This is a genomic window from Pseudomonas sp. Ost2 (assembly GCF_018326065.1).
Taxonomy (GTDB): Bacteria; Pseudomonadota; Gammaproteobacteria; order Pseudomonadales; family Pseudomonadaceae; genus Aquipseudomonas; species Aquipseudomonas gingeri.
The window spans coordinates 6,433,175-6,450,639 of sequence record NZ_AP021904.1 but is presented as its reverse complement, the minus strand read 5'-3'; the positions used below and the strand labels follow the sequence as shown (position 1 = coordinate 6,450,639).

Here is a 17,465-nt window from a genome sequence, read left to right as displayed (position 1 = left end):
CTCAAATGTAAACGTTACGTAAGGATCATTGAAACTTCCTGTAACAGCCCCATAACTGATGTACGCCCGGGCCGTATCGGCCAGGGCGACCGATTTCTACCCGGCAATCTGATGAGGTCGCCATGAACAGCGAAGAGCAAACCCTGATCGATGGACTGTTTTCACGGTTGCAACAAGCCGAAAAGGATTCAGCCCCGCGTGACGCCCTGGCCGAGGCGCGGATCAAGGAGCATCTGGCGCGCCAACCGGCTGCGGCGTACTACATGACTCAGTCGATCCTGGTGCAAGAACACGCGATCAAGAGTCTCGACGAGCAGAACAAGCAACTCCAGGCCCAATTGCAGCAGGCCCAGGCCGACCTGCAACAGGCTCGCGCCCAGAGTGCCGCACCGGCGCCGAGCAGCGGTGGTTTCCTGTCGAGCATCTTTGGTGGTGGCAGTCGCGATCCGGCACCGGCTCCGGCTCCTGGCAACTCCGGTGGCGGCTGGCGTGAGCCGGCGCGCCCGGCATTCAATGCCCCGCCACAGCAGAACTACAACCCGCCACCCCAGAACTATGCGCCGCAGCAGGCCGCTCCGGCCGCCCCGATGGGCAGCGGTTTCCTTGGCGGTGCACTGAAGACCGCAGCCGGTGTGGCGGGTGGCGTGATGCTGGCCGAAGGTATCAGCAGCCTGTTCCATCACAACCAGCAGCAGCCGCAGATCATCGAGGAAATCATCGAGCCGAGCCCGATGAGCAACAACAACGGCGGCGGTTGGGGCGATGACCAGCGCATGGCCAACAACGACTCCTGGGGCAACAACGACCAGGGCGGCTTCCTCGACAGCGACTACAGCGACGACAGTTCCTCTTCTTTCTCTGACGACGATTCCTACGTCTGATCCTCTCCGGTCCGGGGCGCCTTGGCGCTCCGGACTGCGTTTGCATGGCTGATTGTTCGCTGAATATTGCCTCGGGCTGGCATACTGCGCGTCTACTCGCTTTCGAGTGTCCGTCACCCCCGCCAGTGCGCGTCTGCGCCATGAGGATTCACGGTGAAGAAAATCGCAGTGTTCGCCGACGTTCAGAACCTCTATTACACCGTGCGCCAGGCTTACGGTTGTCACTTCAACTACGCCGCCCTGTGGGCTGATATCAGCCAGCGCGGGCAGATCGTCGAAGCCTATGCCTATGCGATCGACCGCGGCGACAGCAAGCAGCAGCAGTTCCAGCAGATCCTGCGCAACCTGGGTTTCACGGTGAAACTCAAGCCGTACATCCAGCGCAGCGACGGTTCGGCCAAGGGTGACTGGGACGTGGGGATCACCATCGATATCATGGATGCCGCGCCGAACGTCGACGAGGTGGTGCTGGCGTCCGGTGATGGCGATTTCGACCTGCTGCTCGAGCGCATCATCGGCAAGCATGGGGTCGAGGCGGTGGCCTATGGCGTGCCGGGGTTGACGGCCAACTCGCTGATCCGCGCGGCGAGCCGCTACGTGCCCATCGAAGGCGCACTGTTGTTGAAAAACTGATGGGCCTGATCGTTCCCACGCTCCGTGTGGTAACGCAGTCCTGGACGCTCCGCGTCCATTTCTGAAGCAACGCGTATTCCCTGTCGCGCCGGGGGAGCGATCAACGGACTATTTGAAAGGGCTGGATTTTGGAACGTATTGCCGTCATCGACTTTGAAACCACCGGGATCTCGCCGAGCAGTGCCTGCCGGGCGACGGAAATCGCCGTGGTCATCCTGGAAGAGGGGCGCATCGTCGACCGTTACCAGAGCCTGATGAACGCCGGGGTGCGGGTGCCGGCCTTTATCGAACAACTGACCGGCATCAGCAACGCCATGTTGCGCACGGCGCCCTCGGCGGAGCGGGTGATGAACGAGGTCAACGAATTCGTCGGTATCACGCCGCTGCTGGCCCACAACGCCGCGTTCGACCAGAAGTTCTGGGACTTCGAGATGGGTCGCATCAAGCGCACGCGCCTGCAGAATTTCGCCTGCTCGCTGTTGCTGGCGCGACGTCTGATGCCGGCGGCACCGAACCACAAGCTGGGCACCCTGACCGCCTACGCGCGGCTGCCGCACACCGGCCAGGCGCACCGGGCCATGGCCGACGCCGAGATGGCCGCGAACCTGCTGGCGCACCTGGCCGGCGAGCTGCGCGAAAAGCACGGGCTGCGCGAGCTGTCTCACGACCTGCTGTGCAAATTGCAGAAAGTACCGGCGGCGAAGGTGGGGGAGCATTTGAGGCGGTATCGGGTGGCCTGAGGCAAGCCCGCCCGCCACAAGCCCGTGCTCTGCTTCAGGCTCCCTGGCTGGCCGGAGCTACCTCTCAAGGAGCGCTTTTGTCCCGCATTTTTTAGGAAATGTCGTACTTCCTGTGGCGATCCGTGCTGTCTTTCCGGGATGAGCTGGCAACGCTAGCCTTTTCCGGTCATCGCCAAATCGGTGACAGGGCGTAGGAACCCTTGCAATTGACTCTTTCGATACTGAGCATCCACCATACTCGCCGGTTTTTTAGCCAGCGTGCCCCTTATGGTGGCCGTGCGCGGGCACGTTGATTCGTGGCCGAGTGTCCGAGAGAGCTCGGTTCCTACCCCGCGTACGGCTGCCACCCAAGTCCGTAGGAAGGCTTTATATGGCAGCTCCTTGAATCTCTCGGAGTATTCCAAAATGGGAAAAGTCATTCTCGAAAGTCTCGCTGAAACCATACAAAACCTTCTTGATAACGGTAGTGCTTATGACGTGTCAGAGCAGCTTGGTCTTGCCGTTAACGTTGCTTTCGAACCGCAAATATTTACTCGTCACCACCGCAAACTCCGCGCCTTGCTCCTGCATGACGAAGCCTGGTTCTGCGCCGGTGATATCGGGCACCTGATGGGCATCGAGTGGCACGAGCGCAAAGCGATCAAGCTTGATTCGGATCAGCGTCGCCTGCTGAGCTTGCAGGGGAATGGCGGAGCAGAAGAACACCTGATGCTCAGCGAGTCGGGCGTCTACGCCATGCTGGTCTATCACTACCTGCCGGAGAACCGGCATCTGCGCCAGTGGCTGACGCACCAGGTGTTGCCCATGCTGCGCGACCAGCCGCAACTGGCCCTGACCCAGGCCCCAAGCCTGGGCTTGCTGGAATGGAACGGGGGAGCGCTGAGCCTGCTGCATTGGCGCAAGGAGCCCTGGATCCGCCTGCGTGATATGCCACAGGTGGTGCCCGTCAGCGGTTGTGGCAGTGTCTGGTAGATAGCTATCGCGAGCAAGCTTGCTCCTACAGGACGGTGATGTACTCGAAGCCTGTGTACGAAGCCAATCCTGAGAGGCGGGGGGTATCGGAACGCTGCGCAGAAGTCCTCGATGCCGATAAAAGCTTCGCTGGCAAGCCAGGCTCCCACGGGATTTGTGTTTGCTCCGGCCTGTGCAGGGAGGGGCGCCGGGATCTTGTGGAGCAGCCCTCCAGGCCGCTAAAAGCCTGCTGGCATGCAGGGTTTGTGGCGTACACATGGCCCGTGCACGACGCGGTCCTGTAGGAGCAAGCTTGCTCGCGATGGGGTGCGAAGCGCCCCCAAAACCGGCAAACACGCACGTTCAGACGCAATGCAGGCTCTTCACCTTGCCATTCGTGTCCAGATGCCCCAACGGCACCCGCGGTTCGACGGCGCTCGACAGCACGATCGAGGTCTTGCTGAAACCGAACTGGGCAATCCGGTTGATCAATTCTTCCAGCTCTCCCATCGAGCCCACCGCCGCCTGCATGATCACGCAGGGATCGCCGGTCACCCGATGGCATTCGGTGATCTGCGGGATCTGCGCCAGATCGTCATAGACTTGTTGCCTGCCGTGCTGGTTGAGCCGCAACTCGATCACGCACTGGATCGGCAGGCCGATCTTGGCCATGTCCACCTTGGCCTGGTAGCCGGTGATCACGCCGCTGCTCTCCAGCTTGGCCACCCGCTCGGCCACCGCCGGGGCGGAAAGGTTGACCTTGCGCGCCAGTTCGGCGAAGGAGGCGCGGCCGTTTTCCAGCAGGGCACCGAGGATCAAACGGTCGTACTTGTCCATCTACAAGACCTCTGGATCGCGAGCTTTCGAAAGCACGGTTTATACCCGTGATATCCATGTTTTAGAAAGTGTACCGGCCTGATAACGCGGTTTTGTAACTTATTATTTGTCGATGGCCTTTCTAGAATAACGCTCCCTTGTCCTGCCCTGAGCCGTCCATGCCTGCCCCACGCCGTTTTCCGTTACCGCTGATCGGTGCCTTCTTCGCGTTGTATTTCATCTGGGGTTCGACCTACCTGGGCATTCGTATCGGCGTGGAGTCCTGGCCGCCGCTGATGATGGGCGGCATTCGCTTCGTGATCGCCGGCAGTCTGCTGTACGCCTATCAGCGCTGGCGCGGCGTGCCGGCGCCGACCTGGCGGCAATGGAAAGCCGCGGGTGCCATCGGCGTGCTGCTGCTCAGTTTTGGCAACGGCGCGGTGACCCTGGCCGAACACACAGGCGTGGCTTCCGGTGTCGCCGCGCTGACGGTGGCCACGGTGCCGCTGTTCACCCTGCTCTGCGGCTATTTCTGGGGCGCGCGCAATACCGGCCTGGAATGGGCGGGGATCGTGCTGGGCCTGATCGGCATCGCCCTGCTGAACATGGGCTCCAACCTGCAAAGCAGTCCGTTTGGCGCGGTCCTGTTGTTGCTGGCCGCGGCGACCTGGGCCTTCGGTTCGGTGTGGAGCAAGCATCTGCCGCTGCCCCCGGCGGCATGGCCAGTGCGGCGGAAATGCTGGTGGGTGGCGTGGTCCTGCTGCTGGCCAGCTTTGTCAGGGGGGAGCGCATGACTCAGATGCCCTCGACCGAAGGCTGGCTCGCGCTGCTCTACCTGATCGTCTTCGGTTCCATCATCGCCTTCAACGCCTACATGTACCTGTTGAAGCATGTGCGCCCGGCGGCGGCCACCAGCTATGCCTACGTCAACCCGGCCGTGGCGGTGTTGCTGGGTATCCTGTTCGCCGACGAACACATCGGCTGGCACGAGTGTATCGCCATGGGCGTGATCATCAGCGCCGTGGTGCTGATCGGTTTGCCGCAGTGGCGCAAGCCGAAAGAGGCCTGACAGGGTAAACTGCCGCGCATTGCTTCACTGCGCTGACACTTTCTCTATGGTACCTGCATGACATTCGCTACTCTCGGCCTGATCGAACCCCTGACCCGGGCCCTGGACACCCTCGGCTACAAGACGCCGACGCCGGTCCAGGCCCAGGCCATTCCCGCCGTGCTGGCCGGCCGCGACCTGATGGCCGCGGCCCAGACCGGCACCGGCAAGACCGCCGGTTTCGCCCTGCCGCTGTTGCAGTTGCTGACCATGGAAGGACCGAAGGTCGCCGCCAACTCGGTCCGCTCGCTGATCCTGGTCCCGACCCGCGAACTGGCCGAGCAGGTGCATGAAAGCGTGCGCCAGTACGCCGAGCACCTGCCGCTGAGTACTTATGCGGTGTATGGCGGGGTCAGCATCAACCCGCAGATGATGAAGCTGCGCAAGGGCGTCGACCTGCTGGTGGCCACGCCGGGGCGCCTGCTCGACCTGTTCCGCCAGAACGCGCTCAAGTTCAACCAGTTGCAGACCCTGGTGCTCGACGAAGCCGACCGCATGCTCGACCTCGGTTTCCAGGAAGAGCTGGGCAATATCTACAAGGCCCTGCCGAAAAAGCGCCAGACCCTGTTGTTCTCCGCGACGTTCTCCGATGCGATCCGCCTGCTGGCCGGGCAGATGCTCAATGATCCGCTGAGTATCGAAGTCAGCCCCCGCAACGTGGCGGCCAACACCGTCAAGCAGTGGGTGGTGACGGTCGACAAGAAGCGCAAGCCGGAACTCTTCGTGCACCTGTTGCGCAAGCACAAGTGGAAGCAGGTGCTGGTGTTCGCCAAGACCCGCAACGGTGTCGACCAGTTGGTGGAAAAACTCCAGGGCCTGAGTGTGAACGCCGACGGTATCCATGGCGACAAGCCCCAGGCAACCCGTCAACGGGCGCTGGACCGCTTCAAGGCCAGCGAGATCCAGATCCTCGTGGCCACCGATGTCGCGGCTCGTGGCCTGGATATCGAAGACCTGCCGCTGGTGGTCAACTTCGATCTGCCGATCGTCGCCGAGGACTACATTCACCGTATCGGTCGTACCGGCCGGGCCGGTGCCACCGGTGAGGCGATTTCCCTGGTGTGTGCCGATGAGGTGAACCTGCTGTCGGCCATCGAGACCCTGACGCGCCAGACGCTGAGCCGCCGTGAAGAACAGGATTTCGAGCCTGAGCACCGTGTGCCGGAAACCGATGCGTCCGGGCAGGTGGTCAAGAAGCCGAAGAAACCGAAAAAGCCCAAGGCTGCCGGTGGTGGTGGCAAGCGCAACCTGGGCAAGTGGGTGGACAGCGGCGAGAAACCGGAAGACGTGGCGCCGCCGGTCAAGCCGGTGCGCAAGGTGCCGGTATTCAACACCGGGCCGCGTAAACGCAAGCCTTGAGGCGAGCGCCCTTGTGGGAGCCGGCTTGCCGGCGATTGCGATCTGAAGGTTGATCGTTCCCACGCTCCGCGTGGGAATGCCTCTCCGGACGCTCTGCGTCCGCTGCGAATATGTGACGCGGAGCGTCACGAGCTGCATTCCCACGCGGAGCGTGGGAACGATCAGTGAAAGGCCGCTGCTTCAGGCCTGCCGCCGCAACCACTCCAGCATCCCTTTCCCCGCCACCCGTCCGCTGGCAAAGCAGGCGGTCAGCAGGTAGCCGCCGGTCGGCGCTTCCCAATCCAGCATCTCGCCGGCACAGAACACGCCCGGCAACGCCTTGAGCATCAACTGTTCGTCCATGGCTTCGAAAGGAACGCCGCCGGCGCTGCTGATGGCTTCATCCAGCGGGCGGGTGGCGACCAGTTTCAGCGGCAGGGCCTTGATCGCAGCGGCCAGTCGAGCGGCGTCGGCGAAGCAGGCGGCATCCGTCAGCTCACGCAGCAACGCCGCCTTGACCCCGTCGATGCCGACCTGGCTGTGCAGGTGCTTGGCCATGGAGCGTGAACCCCGCGGTTTCGACAGAGCGGCCTGGATCTGTCCCTGGGTCTTGCCCGGCAGCAGGTCGATTTCGATGATCGCCGAGCCGCTCTGGTTGATCTGCTCGCGAATCGGCGCGGACAAGGCGTAGATCAGGCTGCCCTCGATGCCGCTGGCGGTGATCACGCATTCGCCCAGGCGTGGCACGCTATGTTGCAGGCCGATGGCGACGTTTTTCAGCGGGGCTCCGGCAAATTTGTCGCGCAGCAGCTCGCTCCAGGCCTCGACTTCAAATCCACAATTGCTCGGCTGCAGCGGGGCGACGGACACGCCTTGTTGTGCCAGCCACGGCAACCAGGCGCCATCGGAGCCCAGGCGCGCCCAACTGCCACCGCCCAGGGCCAGCAGGGTGGCGTCGGCCTGGACCATGGTTTCACCGTCCGGGCTGTGGATAACCAGCGTGCCCTCCTGCCAGCCCGTCCAGCGATGGCGGGTGTGGATAACTACCCCGGCATCGCGCAGGCGCTTGAGCCAGGCGCGCAGCAGCGGGGCGGCCTTCATGTCGCTGGGAAAGACCCGGCCGGAACTGCCGACAAACGTAGTTATCCCCAGGCCGTGAATCCACTCGCACAGCTCGTCGGCGCCAAAGGCCCGCAGCATCGGGGCGATCTGCGGGGCGCGCTCGGCATACCGCGAGAGAAACGCCGGGTAGGGCTCGGAATGAGTGATGTTCATGCCGCCGACGCCGGCCAGCAGGAACTTGCGTCCCACCGACGGCATGCCGTCGTAGAGGTCGACCCGGACGCCCGCCTGGCTCAGGACTTCAGCGGCCATCAGGCCGGCGGGGCCGCCACCGATAATGGCGACGCGGGGAGAGGGGGAGGAGGCTGTACGGGTCATGGCGGGCTGCGAAGTGGCGTGATAGGCGGGCATTCTACGTTTTCTTGTGGGAGTGGGCTTGCCCACGAAAAACGAAAACGCGGTATGTCGATAAAACCGCGGTGGGACTTTCGTCGGCAAGCCCACTCCCACAGGGGAACTGCCGGGCTCATCAGGAGGGCTGTACGAAAAACATACAGCCATCTGTAGCCCTTTCTTTACGCGGGCTGTAGCGCATTTCACTCAGGTTATCCACAGGCGGTTCCACAGGCATTGTGGGTAAGCGAGCAGGCTTCAGTGACAACCTGATGACGTCCAGACCCGCTGCGCACTGTGGTGCAGGATGCCGTGGCGCCGCGCCAGGGCCTGGCGGTCCTTGCTGTAGCCGCCGCCGATCACGCCGACCACCGGGATATCCCGGCCCAGGCAATGGCGCAGGACCCGTTCATCGCGGGCCGCCACCCCTTCGTCGGTCAGTTTCAAGTAGCCCAGGGCATCGTCCTTGTGCACATCCACTCCGGCGTCGTACAGCACCAGGTCCGGCTGGTAGAGCGGCAGCAGGTAATTCAGGGCGTCATCCACCACCTTGAGGTAGTCGGCATCGCCCATGCCCATGGGCAGGGGAATGTCCCAATCGCTGCGGGCCTTGCGCGCCGGGAAGTTTTTCTCGCAATGCAGGGAAACCGTGATGGCTTCGGGAGTGTCTTCAAGGATACGGGCAGTGCCGTCGCCCTGGTGCACGTCGCAGTCGAAGATCAGCACCCGGTCGACACGCCCGCTGGCCAGCAGGTAGTGGCTGATCACTGCCAGGTCGTTGAAGATGCAGAAGCCCGCCGGGTGATCGTAGTGGGCGTGGTGGGTGCCGCCGGCCAGGTGGCAGGCCAGGCCATGTTCCAGTGCCTGTTCGGCGGCCAGCAGCGAACCGCCGACCGCGCGCACGGTACGCCGGGCCAGGGCTTCGTTCCAGGGCAGGCCGAGGCGGCGCTGGTCCTCGCGGGACAGCTCGCCGGCCATGTAGCGCTCGATATAGCCGCGGTCATGGGCCAGGGCGAGGATATCCACGGGACAGATCTGCGGGCGCAGCAGCTCCGGGTCGCGGGTCAGGCCGCTGTCCACCAGGTGATCGCGCAGCAGGCGGAACTTGTCCATGGGGAAACGATGCTCCGGTGGAAACTCCGGGCTGTAGTCATCGTGGTAGATCAAAGGCAACGGCATGGCGAATTCATGTAGGAATGAGTGAAGGATCTTATCAGCGCGATACACTTGCGAGCAGGGAAACAGCTTTACAAGGAATCCTGAGGGGGATTGATGGAGCCGATACTGGAACTCGAGAGCGCGCGCCTGTTGCTGCGTCAGTGGCGCGATGACGACCTGCCGGAATTTGCCCGGATGTGCGCCGATCCTCAAGTGATGCGCTATTTTCCGGTCGCGCTGAGTCGCCTGGAGAGTGCCGCGCTGATCGGTCGGATCCGCGGGCATTTCGCCGAACATGGTTTTGGCCTTTGGGCCCTGGAGCGCAAGGACAATGGCGCCTTTATCGGCCTGACCGGCCTGGCCCATGTCAACTTCGACGCGGCCTTCACCCCGGCGGTGGAAATGGGCTGGCGCCTGGCGCGCGAGCACTGGGGCCTGGGCTATGCCAGCGAGGCCGCATGGACTTCCCTGCGCTGCGGTTTCGATCGCCTGGCGCTGGAAGAAGTGGTGGCCTTCACCACCGAGACCAACACCCCTTCGCAGAAGGTCATGCAGGCCATCGGCATGCACCATGACCCCCTGGGTGACTTCGAACACCCCAGGCTGGCCGCCGATCATCCGTTGCGCAAGCATGTGCTGTACCGCATCAGCCGCGACCAGTGGCTGGAAACCCTGCACGGATAACCCCGGGGTTGGCCGATCCGCTGCACCGCCGCTGATGGCAAACGCGGTATCATTCAAGGCCTGTGGCGAGTTGTTCAAGGCTCGGCCATTACAAGCACGGATGGCTTGATATCGTCTTTAAGTGAACTGTATTGCCCTGTGTGAGGAGCGTTTGAATGAGCCAAGTGCTGGAAGACCTGGTCGACTTGCTGACCCTGGAACCCATCGAGGAAAACCTCTTTCGCGGGCGCAGCCAGGACCTGGGGTTTCGCCAGCTGTTTGGCGGCCAGGTGCTGGGCCAGTCGCTGTCGGCGGCGAGCCAGACCGTCGAGGAAGCGCGCCATGTGCATTCGCTGCACGGCTATTTCCTGCGTCCCGGGGATGCCGGCCTGCCGGTGGTGTATTCGGTTGACCGCGTACGCGATGGCGGCAGCTTCAGTACCCGGCGGGTGACGGCGATCCAGAAGGGCCACCCGATCTTTACCTGCAGTGCCTCGTTCCAGTACGACGAAGAGGGTTTCGAGCACCAGAGCAGCATGCCGCAGGTGGTGGGGCCGGAGAACCTGCCGTCGGAGCTGGAAATCACCCAGCAACGCGCCCACCTGATCCCCGAGCACATGCGTGACAAGCTGCTGTGCCCGAAGCCGATCGAAGTGCGCCCGGTGACCGAGAAGGACCCCTACAACCCGCAGCCGTCGGACCCGGTCAAGTACGTCTGGTTCCGCGCCGACGGTGCCCTGGCCGACTCGCCGGCGCTGCACAAGTACCTGCTCGCCTATGCGTCGGACTTCGGCCTGCTGACCACCTCGCTGCTGCCCCATGGCAAGTCGGTGTGGCAGAAGGATATGCAGGTCGCCAGTCTCGACCATGCCCTGTGGTTCCACGCCGACCTGCGCGCCGACGACTGGCTGTTGTATGCGATGGACAGTCCCTGGGCCGGCAATTCCCGTGGTTTCTCCCGCGGTAGCGTGTACAACCGCGCCGGTGTGCTGGTGGCGTCGGTGACCCAGGAAGGTCTGATCCGGCATCGCAAGGATTGGTCATGAGTTTGTCCGAGGTTCGTCACTGGGTGTTCGACATGGATGGCACCCTGACCGTTGCCGTGCATGATTTCGCCGCCATTCGCGTGGCCCTGTCGATTCCTCCGGAAGACGACATCCTGACCCACCTGGCAGCGCTGCCGGCCGACGAGGCGGCGGCCAAGCATGCCTGGTTGCTGGAGCATGAGCGGGATCTGGCCCTGGGCTCGCAAGCGGCGGTCGGTGCGGTGGAGCTGGTACGCGAGCTGGCCGGACGGGGTTATCGCCTGGGGATCCTGACGCGCAATGCTCGCGAACTGGCCCATGTGACGCTGCAGGCCATCGGTCTGGCCGACTGCTTTGCCGAAGCCGATGTGCTGGGCCGCGATGACGCACCGCCCAAGCCGCATCCGGGTGGTTTGCTGAAACTGGCCGAGGCCTGGGACGTCGCGCCGGCCGAGATGGTGATGGTCGGCGATTACCGCTTCGACCTGGACTGCGGACGGGCGGCGGGGGCACGGACGGTGTTGGTCAACCTGCCGGATAACCCGTGGCCGGAGCTCACGGACTGGCATGCCGAGGATTGTGTGGCGTTGCGGGAGATGCTGTCGGCTTGAGGGCCGCATCGCTGGCAAGCCAGCTCCCACATGGGATCGCATTGTGGCGCCTTGCGCGATCCACCGTGGGAGCTGGCTTGTCGGGGCGCCGCATCGCGGCGAAGGGGCCGGTCCAGGCAGCACATCCCCCGCCCTTTAACGCTGGAACAACGCCTTCTGCCCCTGTGGCGAAGTGAACATGCCGTCGCCGTTATGCCCGACCCCGGGCACCTCGACCAGAGTCTGCGCCAGCCCTTGCGGGTGACGTTGCTGCAGGTAGGCGAAATAGTTGTGTCCGCGAATCAGCCGATACGGGCCCTGGGCTTCCGCTCCGCAGCTCTTGTCCAGCGCCGGATGGTTCGGGTCGGTGTCCTGCTGGCCCAACAGGTAGGTGATAGAGCGTTGCACATAAGCCTGTTCCAGCTGCGCCGGCGATTGTCCCATGGCGTAGCTCGGCAGGTTCTGCAGGCCGTACTTCCAGTCGTTGAAGCCCGGGCAGGACGATGGATTGAATCCCGCCACCGGTCGCTGGGCACTGAACCAGGCATAGGACGACGGGTTGGCGATCACATACCGCAGCTTGATGCCGCTCCCGGCCAGTTGCGCGTCGCCGTGTCCCACCAGCGCATAACGCTGCACCACCTGGCCGCCGCCGGAGTGCCCGGCAATCACGACTTCACGCAGGGCCGGAAACTTTTTCCGATTGCCCAGGCGTTGCAGGACTTCATCCAGCGCGGCATAGGAACTCATTGGCGAAGGGCCGGTGGACGCCTCGCCGGCCATCCAGTCATTGCCCTGCCAGCGCAGCAGGTTGTCCGGCAGGTGATTGCGTCGTACATCGCTTTCGTTGAGGAACTGCGGCGCGATGATCAGCGTGTTGCTGTCCTGGCCGGCCTGGCTCGCGGCGGTCTCGGCGCTGTTGAGGTAGGTCATGGCATTGCGCAGCCGCCCGTGGACGATGATCAGCACCCGCTGCACATCGGGCATCGGCCCTTGCCAGTCGCGATTGAGGCCGACGCTCAACTCGCCGGCCGACAGCTTCAGATGATTGGGGCTGACTTCCTTGACCCCGTGTTCAGCGGCCTGGACCTGGCCACCGATGACGCACATACCCCACAACAATGATCCCAGCAGTGTTTTGTTCATTCACAGACTCTTGGCGGCGAAGGTATCGCATTGGTTGAGTTGCCCCTGGGCGAAGCCGGTCTTGAACCAGCGCACCCGTTGAGCAGAGGTGCCGTGAGTGAAGGAGTCCGGCACCACGCGTCCCTGACCCTGCTGCTGGAGGCGATCATCACCGATTGCGTTGGCGGCATTCAAGGCTTCTTCGATATCGCCGGGCTCGAGCCAGTTCAGGCGTTTCTGCGCGTGCCAGGCCCAGACGCCGGCCAGGCAGTCGGCCTGCAATTCCTGGCGTACCAGCAGGCCGCCGTCGCCTTCCATCTTGCGCCCCTGCTGGCGGGCGGCCTGCATCTTGGCGGAGACCCCGAGCAGGGTCTGCACGTGATGGCCGACTTCATGGGCGATCACGTAGGCCTGGGCAAAGTCCCCGGCAGCCTTGAAGCGCTGGGACATCTCGCGGAAGAAGTCCAGGTCGAGGTAAACCCGCTGGTCCGCCGGGCAATAGAACGGCCCGGTGGCCGAGGAGGCCAGGCCACAGGCGGAACTGACCTGGCCGCGGAACAGCACCAGGGTCGGCTCCTTGTATTGACGTCCGGCCTGCTGGAAGATCTGGCCCCAGGTGTCTTCGGTATCGCCGAGAATGGCCCGGACAAAATCCGCCTGCTCATCGTTGGCCGGAGGTGACTGCCGGGTTTGCGGGCTGATGGGCGCCGATTGCTGCTGGGTCAGTTGTCCGCTGAGTTGTCCGAGAATCTGCATCGGGTCCTGGCCCGTGAGCAAGCCGATGCCGACAATCAGCACCACGGCTGTCAGGCTCAAGCCCTTGCCGCCGCCGAAACGCAGTCCGCCACCTCCAGCATTGTTGTCATCACGAGCATCCACCACGTTGTCGCTGCGCCTTCCTTTTTTCCAAAGCATGTGGGAATCCTCTGTTTGTTGTGCAGATGAGTGTTGCTGCTGGGTGAGATAGCCGCCAGTCCGGTCGTCAGGCCATGCAGATAGAGGTCAGCCAGGGGATTTGGTTCAGAAGCCGCCGCTGACGACTAATATCGGACACAATTGTGTCTGTCCTGACCTGCATGTCCCGACCGCAGCGGAGCCGCACCCCTCGTGAATATCGACACCCGTATCAAATTCCGCCACCTCGTGTGTTTTCTCGAAATGGCCCGCCAGGGCAGCCTGGCGCGGGCGGCGGATGTCCTGGCGGTGAGCCAGCCGGCGATGTCGAAGACCCTCAAGGAACTCGAGACGCTGCTGGAGACCAGCCTGTTCGTGCGCAGCAAAAGCGGCATCAGCCTGACCGAGGCCGGGGTGGCCTTCCTGCGTTACGCCGGGCCTTCGGTGCAGACCCTGCGCGAAGGCGTGCAGGCCCTGCGCGAGGGCGAGTACGCCGCTGGCGTGGTGCGGCTCGGCGTGCTGTCGACGGTGGAAAGCCTGTTGATGCCGGAGGTGGTGCGGCGCCTGCACGAACTGCATCCGGCGCTGGTGGTCAGTGTGGTGACCGGGCCCAGCGCCTACCTGCTCTCGCAATTGCGGGTCGGCGATGTCGACCTGGTGGTAGGCCGCATGACTGACAGCCCGGAGATCCAGGGGTTGACCTTCGAGCACCTGTACAGTGAATCCATGACCCTGGTGGCGCGGCCCGATCATCCGCTGTCGAGCGGTGCGCCGGATCGCGCCAGCGTGGAAAACTTCCCGTTGGTCCTGCCGCTGGCGGGCACCACCATCCGCAAGTTTGCCGACAGCCTGTTCGTGCAGTGCGGCATCCGCCAGTCGCGGCAGCGCCTGGAAACCCTGTCGGTGGCCTTGAGCCGGCGTTACGTGCTGTCCAGCGAGGCGCTGTGGATCGCGCCGCTGGATGCGGTGCGCCTGGACCTGGCGCGTGGCGAGTTGTGCGAGATCGACCTCGGCCAGCGCGAGCCGGGTGGTTCCGTGGGCATTTCGAGCAATGCCAGCCTGCCGCTGTCGCTGGCGGCGCAATGGTCGGTGGAGATGCTGCGGGAAGTGGGGCAGGCGTATCGCGAAGGTCGTTATCCATAACCATTTGGTTATGGTTGTGCCCCGGCTTTTCAATATCCGCCGGTTCCCTGTTGGGGCACGCTGCAAGCGCGTGATTCATTCCTTGTAGCTTGCCGCTGCGTTTCCCCATAAAAACAACAGGAGATCGACATGTCTGAAGCAGACAGCAGTCGTTTTGTCATCCGTGACCGTAATTGGCACCCCAAAGCCCTGACCCCCGATTACAAGACGTCCATTGCCCGTTCCCCGCGCCAGGCGCTGGTGAGCATTCCGCAATCGCCCAGTGAAAGCACCGGTCCGGATTTTTCCCATCTGAAATTCGGTCGTTTCGATAACGACCTGCTGCTCAATTTCAACAATGGCGGCTTGCCCGTGGGCGAGCGCATCATCCTGGCCGGTCGGGTTTGCGATCAATACGGCCAGCCGGTTCCCCACACCCTGGTGGAAATCTGGCAGGCCAATGCCGGCGGGCGTTATCGGCACAAGAACGACCGCTACCTGGCGCCCCTGGACCCGAATTTCGGCGGCGTCGGCCGGGCGCTGACCGACCGTGACGGCTACTACAGCTTCCGCACCGTCAAGCCCGGGCCCTATCCATGGCGCAATGGCCCGAACGACTGGCGTCCGGCACATATCCATGTGTCCATCAGCGGCCCGTCGATTGCCACGCGATTGATCACCCAGCTGTATTTCGAAGGCGATCCGTTGATCCCGATGTGCCCCATCGTCAAGTCGATTGCCAATGCCGAAGCGGTGCAGAGCCTGATCGCCCGGCTCGACATGGGCAACGCCAATCCGATGGACTGCCTGGCGTATCGCTTTGACATCGTGCTGCGCGGCCAGCGCAAGACCCACTTCGAAAACTGCTGAGGAGACCGACCATGCCTGTTCAATTGCTCGCCGAAACCCCGTCACAGACCGCCGGTCCCTATGTGCATATCGGCCTGGCGCTGGCGGCTGCCGGCAATCCGCCGCGTCCGGAGGAAATCTGGAATGAAATGGCCAAGCCGGGAGCGCCCGGCGAACATATCCTGTTGCTCGGCAATGTCTATGACGGCAATGGCCACCTGGTGCGCGATTCCTTCCTGGAGTTCTGGCAGGCCAACCACGAGGGGGTCTACGACACGGCCTTCGATTCCGAGAAAACCTTCAACAGCTTCGGCCGCACGGCCACCACCTTCGATGCGGGAGAGTGGACGCTGGCGACCATCAAGCCGGGCGTGGTGAACAATGCTGCCGGCGTGCCGATGGCACCGCATATCAACGTCTCGCTGTTTGCCCGGGGGATCAATATCCACCTGCAGACCCGCCTGTACTTTTCCGACGAGGCCGAGGCCAACGCGAAATGCCCGGTGATCAACCTGATCGAGCAACCGCAGCGTCGGGAGACCCTGATTGCCCAGCGCTGCGAAGTGAACGGCAAGACGGCCTACCGTTTCGATATTCGTATCCAGGGTGAAGGCGAGACGGTGTTTTTCGATTTCTAACGTCGATGGTCGTTCCCACGCTCTGCGTGGGAATGCCTCTCTGGACGCTCCGCGTCCGCTGTTGTGACGCAGAGCGTCACGGGCTGCATTCCCACGCGGAGCGTGGGAACGATCAGGGACGGGCTTGCCGGCGAACAGGCCAGCAAGCCTTGCCCAACCTTCGCCACGGCGAGATCAATCGACCAGCTTCGGAATCTTGCGCGGCGCCATGAAGTACATCCAGGTCAACGCCAGGAAATACATCGCCGGGATCAGCGTGAACAGTACCGCGTAGTTGTTGTTCGTGGTGGTCAGGATATAGCCGACCAACTGGGTCATGAACATGCCGCCGATGGCCGCGCACATCCCGCCGAAACCGAACACCGTGCTCATCATGTGCTTGGGGGTGTAGTCCATCACCAGGCTCCAGATGTTCGCGGTCCAGGCCTGGTGCGCGCCGATGGCCAGGGAGATCGCCCCCACGGCGACCCACAGGTGGCTGGAACCGGCGGCCAGTATCACGCCGACGATGCAGCAGGCGAACAGCAGCATCGACAGCAGGCGGGCGCGGATCGGGTTGATCCCGCGACCGATCAGGAACGACGAGAGGATGCCGCCGCCGACGCTGCCGAAGTCGGCGGTCAGGTAGATGATGATCAACGGAATGCCCATCTGCGTCACGCTGATGCCCAGGTTGTACTGCTGGTTGAGGAAGGGTGGCAGCCAGTACAGGTAGAACCAGAACACCGGCGCGGTCAGCGAGTAGGCCAGGGCAAAGGCCCAGGTGCCGCGCATGCGCAGGATCCGCGAGAAGGGCACGGCGGGCTGTTCCGGTTCGACTTCCTTCTGGATATACGCCAGCTCAGCCGGTTTCACCGATGGATGATCTTCCGGGTTGAAATACTTCAGGCCCCAGAACAGCAGCCAGATGCCGCCCAGCGCCGCCATGCACAGGAACGCCGCCTGCCAGCCCCAGACCTGCAGGACCAGGGGCAACAGCATCGGCGTGAACATCGCGCCGACGTTGGTCCCGGCATTGAAGATGCCGGTGGCCACCGCCCGCTCGCCGGCGGGAAACCACAGCCGGGTGGTCTTCACGCAGGCCGGGTAGTTGGCGGCTTCGGTCAGGCCGAGGATGAACCGGCAGATCATGAAGCCCACCGCCGAGGTCGCCAGGCCGTGGGCGCCGGTCGCCAGGCTCCACAGCAGCACGGCGAAGAAGAACACGCGCTTCACGCCGATCTTGTCGATCAACCGCCCCTGCAGGACGAAACCGACGGCGTAACCGACCTGGAACCAGAAGTTGATGTTGGCGTAGTCCATCGCCGTCCAGCTCATTTCCTTGGCGAGGATGGGCTGCATGACGCCGAGGGCGGCGCGGTCGATGTAGTTCAGGGTGGTGGCGAAGAACACCAGGGCCAGCATGCCCCAGCGGGTCGTGCCGACGGCCATGGCGCCGCGGATCTTGTCGGCGATACCGCCGCGAGTGCCGCCCTGGGT

The 17,465-nt window shown here is 63.4% G+C and carries 18 protein-coding genes and 1 pseudogene; 12 read left to right on the top strand and 7 right to left on the bottom strand.

Translation table 11 applies throughout. The features are described 5' to 3' along the window. Window positions 1-122: 122 nt before the first annotated feature. The 3 genes from KI243_RS28535 to KI243_RS28525 all read left to right on the top strand — a co-directional run bounded on the left by KI243_RS28535 (window position 123) and on the right by KI243_RS28525 (window position 2,254). Window positions 123-881, top strand: a complete 759-nt coding sequence (locus KI243_RS28535) for a DUF2076 domain-containing protein (RefSeq protein WP_212810153.1) — start codon at window positions 123-125, stop codon at window positions 879-881. Between the two features lie 153 nt (window positions 882-1,034). After that, window positions 1,035-1,514: an NYN domain-containing protein gene (locus KI243_RS28530; RefSeq protein WP_017123385.1), complete on the top strand. Its 480-nt coding sequence runs from the start codon at window positions 1,035-1,037 to the stop codon at window positions 1,512-1,514. 128 nt (window positions 1,515-1,642) lie between these two features. Then, window positions 1,643-2,254 carry a 3'-5' exonuclease gene (locus KI243_RS28525; protein ID WP_017123386.1) on the top strand — a complete coding sequence of 204 codons (612 nt, stop codon included), beginning with the start codon at window positions 1,643-1,645 and terminating at the stop codon, window positions 2,252-2,254. Window positions 2,255-2,734: 480 nt separating this feature from the next. Here KI243_RS28525 and KI243_RS33025 read toward each other — a convergent pair whose 3' ends face one another. Continuing rightward, window positions 2,735-2,959, bottom strand: coding sequence for a hypothetical protein (locus KI243_RS33025; protein ID WP_244861927.1), 225 nt, complete (start codon window positions 2,957-2,959; stop codon window positions 2,735-2,737). On the opposite strand from KI243_RS33025, the gene KI243_RS33020 reads away from it, so the two are divergent. After that, the gene (locus tag KI243_RS33020; RefSeq protein ID WP_244861918.1) at window positions 2,864-3,226 is read left to right on the top strand and encodes a Bro-N domain-containing protein; all 363 of its coding nucleotides are present in this window, start codon (window positions 2,864-2,866) and stop codon (window positions 3,224-3,226) included. The genes KI243_RS33025 and KI243_RS33020 overlap by 96 nt on opposite strands. A 342-nt stretch (window positions 3,227-3,568) precedes the next feature. Here KI243_RS33020 and KI243_RS28515 read toward each other — a convergent pair whose 3' ends face one another. Continuing rightward, window positions 3,569-4,042, bottom strand: coding sequence for an Lrp/AsnC family transcriptional regulator (locus KI243_RS28515; RefSeq protein WP_177083988.1), 474 nt, complete (start codon window positions 4,040-4,042; stop codon window positions 3,569-3,571). A gap of 158 nt (window positions 4,043-4,200) precedes the next feature. Here KI243_RS28515 and yedA point away from each other — a divergent pair. Beyond that, window positions 4,201-5,090, top strand: a pseudogene (gene yedA, locus KI243_RS28510) (drug/metabolite exporter YedA). A 57-nt stretch (window positions 5,091-5,147) separates the two neighbouring features. Next, entirely contained in the window at window positions 5,148-6,488 is a 1,341-nt protein-coding gene (locus KI243_RS28505) for a DEAD/DEAH box helicase (RefSeq protein ID WP_177083992.1), read from the top strand. A gap of 180 nt (window positions 6,489-6,668) precedes the next feature. Here KI243_RS28505 and KI243_RS28500 read toward each other — a convergent pair whose 3' ends face one another. Next, on the bottom strand, window positions 6,669-7,907 hold the full coding sequence (locus tag KI243_RS28500) for a TIGR03862 family flavoprotein (RefSeq protein WP_177106438.1): 1,239 nt from the start codon (window positions 7,905-7,907) through the stop codon (window positions 6,669-6,671). Window positions 7,908-8,180: 273 nt separating this feature from the next. Then, window positions 8,181-9,101: a histone deacetylase gene (locus KI243_RS28495; protein ID WP_212810151.1), complete on the bottom strand. Its 921-nt coding sequence runs from the start codon at window positions 9,099-9,101 to the stop codon at window positions 8,181-8,183. A 93-nt stretch (window positions 9,102-9,194) separates the two neighbouring features. Here KI243_RS28495 and KI243_RS28490 point away from each other — a divergent pair, with 93 nt between their 5' ends. The 3 genes from KI243_RS28490 (at window position 9,195) to KI243_RS28480 (ending at window position 11,379) form a co-directional block, all read left to right on the top strand. Beyond that, window positions 9,195-9,764 (top strand): GNAT family N-acetyltransferase, encoded by a 570-nt coding sequence (locus tag KI243_RS28490; protein ID WP_017123394.1) that lies wholly within the window; start codon window positions 9,195-9,197, stop codon window positions 9,762-9,764. A 155-nt stretch (window positions 9,765-9,919) separates the two neighbouring features. Then, window positions 9,920-10,789: an acyl-CoA thioesterase II gene (gene tesB / locus KI243_RS28485; RefSeq protein WP_177083998.1), complete on the top strand. Its 870-nt coding sequence runs from the start codon at window positions 9,920-9,922 to the stop codon at window positions 10,787-10,789. Then, the gene (locus tag KI243_RS28480; protein WP_017123396.1) at window positions 10,786-11,379 is read left to right on the top strand and encodes an HAD family hydrolase; all 594 of its coding nucleotides are present in this window, start codon (window positions 10,786-10,788) and stop codon (window positions 11,377-11,379) included. The genes tesB and KI243_RS28480 overlap by 4 nt, the downstream gene beginning before the upstream one ends. 135 nt (window positions 11,380-11,514) lie before the next feature. Here the strand turns inward: KI243_RS28480 and KI243_RS28475 are convergent, their stop codons facing one another. After that, window positions 11,515-12,468 carry an alpha/beta hydrolase gene (locus tag KI243_RS28475; protein WP_042934390.1) on the bottom strand — a complete coding sequence of 318 codons (954 nt, stop codon included), beginning with the start codon at window positions 12,466-12,468 and terminating at the stop codon, window positions 11,515-11,517. 36 nt (window positions 12,469-12,504) lie between these two features. Then, window positions 12,505-13,398, bottom strand: a complete 894-nt coding sequence (locus tag KI243_RS28470; protein ID WP_177127767.1) for a neutral zinc metallopeptidase — start codon at window positions 13,396-13,398, stop codon at window positions 12,505-12,507. A gap of 192 nt (window positions 13,399-13,590) precedes the next feature. Here KI243_RS28470 and pcaQ point away from each other — a divergent pair, with 192 nt between their 5' ends. The 3 genes from pcaQ to pcaG all read left to right on the top strand — a co-directional run bounded on the left by pcaQ (window position 13,591) and on the right by pcaG (window position 15,986). Then, on the top strand, window positions 13,591-14,520 hold the full coding sequence (pcaQ, locus tag KI243_RS28465) for a pca operon transcription factor PcaQ (protein ID WP_212810150.1): 930 nt from the start codon (window positions 13,591-13,593) through the stop codon (window positions 14,518-14,520). Window positions 14,521-14,649: 129 nt separating this feature from the next. Beyond that, on the top strand, window positions 14,650-15,369 hold the full coding sequence (gene pcaH, locus KI243_RS28460) for a protocatechuate 3,4-dioxygenase subunit beta (protein ID WP_017123400.1): 720 nt from the start codon (window positions 14,650-14,652) through the stop codon (window positions 15,367-15,369). Between the two features lie 11 nt (window positions 15,370-15,380). Further along, on the top strand, window positions 15,381-15,986 hold the full coding sequence (gene pcaG / locus KI243_RS28455) for a protocatechuate 3,4-dioxygenase subunit alpha (protein WP_017123401.1): 606 nt from the start codon (window positions 15,381-15,383) through the stop codon (window positions 15,984-15,986). A gap of 174 nt (window positions 15,987-16,160) precedes the next feature. On the opposite strand, the gene KI243_RS28450 is transcribed toward pcaG, so the two are convergent. Further along, window positions 16,161-17,417: an MFS transporter gene (locus tag KI243_RS28450; protein ID WP_244861917.1), complete on the bottom strand. Its 1,257-nt coding sequence runs from the start codon at window positions 17,415-17,417 to the stop codon at window positions 16,161-16,163. Window positions 17,418-17,465: the final 48 nt, after the last annotated feature.

Bases quoted from the DNA above. Each gene is read 5' to 3' on its own strand.
- KI243_RS28535 (WP_212810153.1), top strand. From the start codon at position 123: ATGAACAGCGAAGAGCAAACCCTGATCGATGGACTGTTTTCACGGTTG.
- KI243_RS33020 (WP_244861918.1), top strand. From the start codon at position 2,864: ATGGGCATCGAGTGGCACGAGCGCAAAGCGATCAAGCTTGATTCGGAT.
- KI243_RS28515 (WP_177083988.1), bottom strand. From the start codon at position 4,042: ATGGACAAGTACGACCGTTTGATCCTCGGTGCCCTGCTGGAAAACGGC.
- KI243_RS28505 (WP_177083992.1), top strand. From the start codon at position 5,148: ATGACATTCGCTACTCTCGGCCTGATCGAACCCCTGACCCGGGCCCTG.
- KI243_RS28500 (WP_177106438.1), bottom strand. From the start codon at position 7,907: ATGACCCGTACAGCCTCCTCCCCCTCTCCCCGCGTCGCCATTATCGGT.
- KI243_RS28495 (WP_212810151.1), bottom strand. From the start codon at position 9,101: ATGCCGTTGCCTTTGATCTACCACGATGACTACAGCCCGGAGTTTCCA.
- KI243_RS28490 (WP_017123394.1), top strand. From the start codon at position 9,195: ATGGAGCCGATACTGGAACTCGAGAGCGCGCGCCTGTTGCTGCGTCAG.
- tesB (WP_177083998.1), top strand. From the start codon at position 9,920: ATGAGCCAAGTGCTGGAAGACCTGGTCGACTTGCTGACCCTGGAACCC.
- KI243_RS28480 (WP_017123396.1), top strand. From the start codon at position 10,786: ATGAGTTTGTCCGAGGTTCGTCACTGGGTGTTCGACATGGATGGCACC.
- KI243_RS28475 (WP_042934390.1), bottom strand. From the start codon at position 12,468: ATGTGCGTCATCGGTGGCCAGGTCCAGGCCGCTGAACACGGGGTCAAG.
- KI243_RS28470 (WP_177127767.1), bottom strand. From the start codon at position 13,398: ATGCTTTGGAAAAAAGGAAGGCGCAGCGACAACGTGGTGGATGCTCGT.
- pcaH (WP_017123400.1), top strand. From the start codon at position 14,650: ATGTCTGAAGCAGACAGCAGTCGTTTTGTCATCCGTGACCGTAATTGG.
- pcaG (WP_017123401.1), top strand. From the start codon at position 15,381: ATGCCTGTTCAATTGCTCGCCGAAACCCCGTCACAGACCGCCGGTCCC.
- KI243_RS28450 (WP_244861917.1), bottom strand. From the start codon at position 17,417: ATGGCCGTCGGCACGACCCGCTGGGGCATGCTGGCCCTGGTGTTCTTC.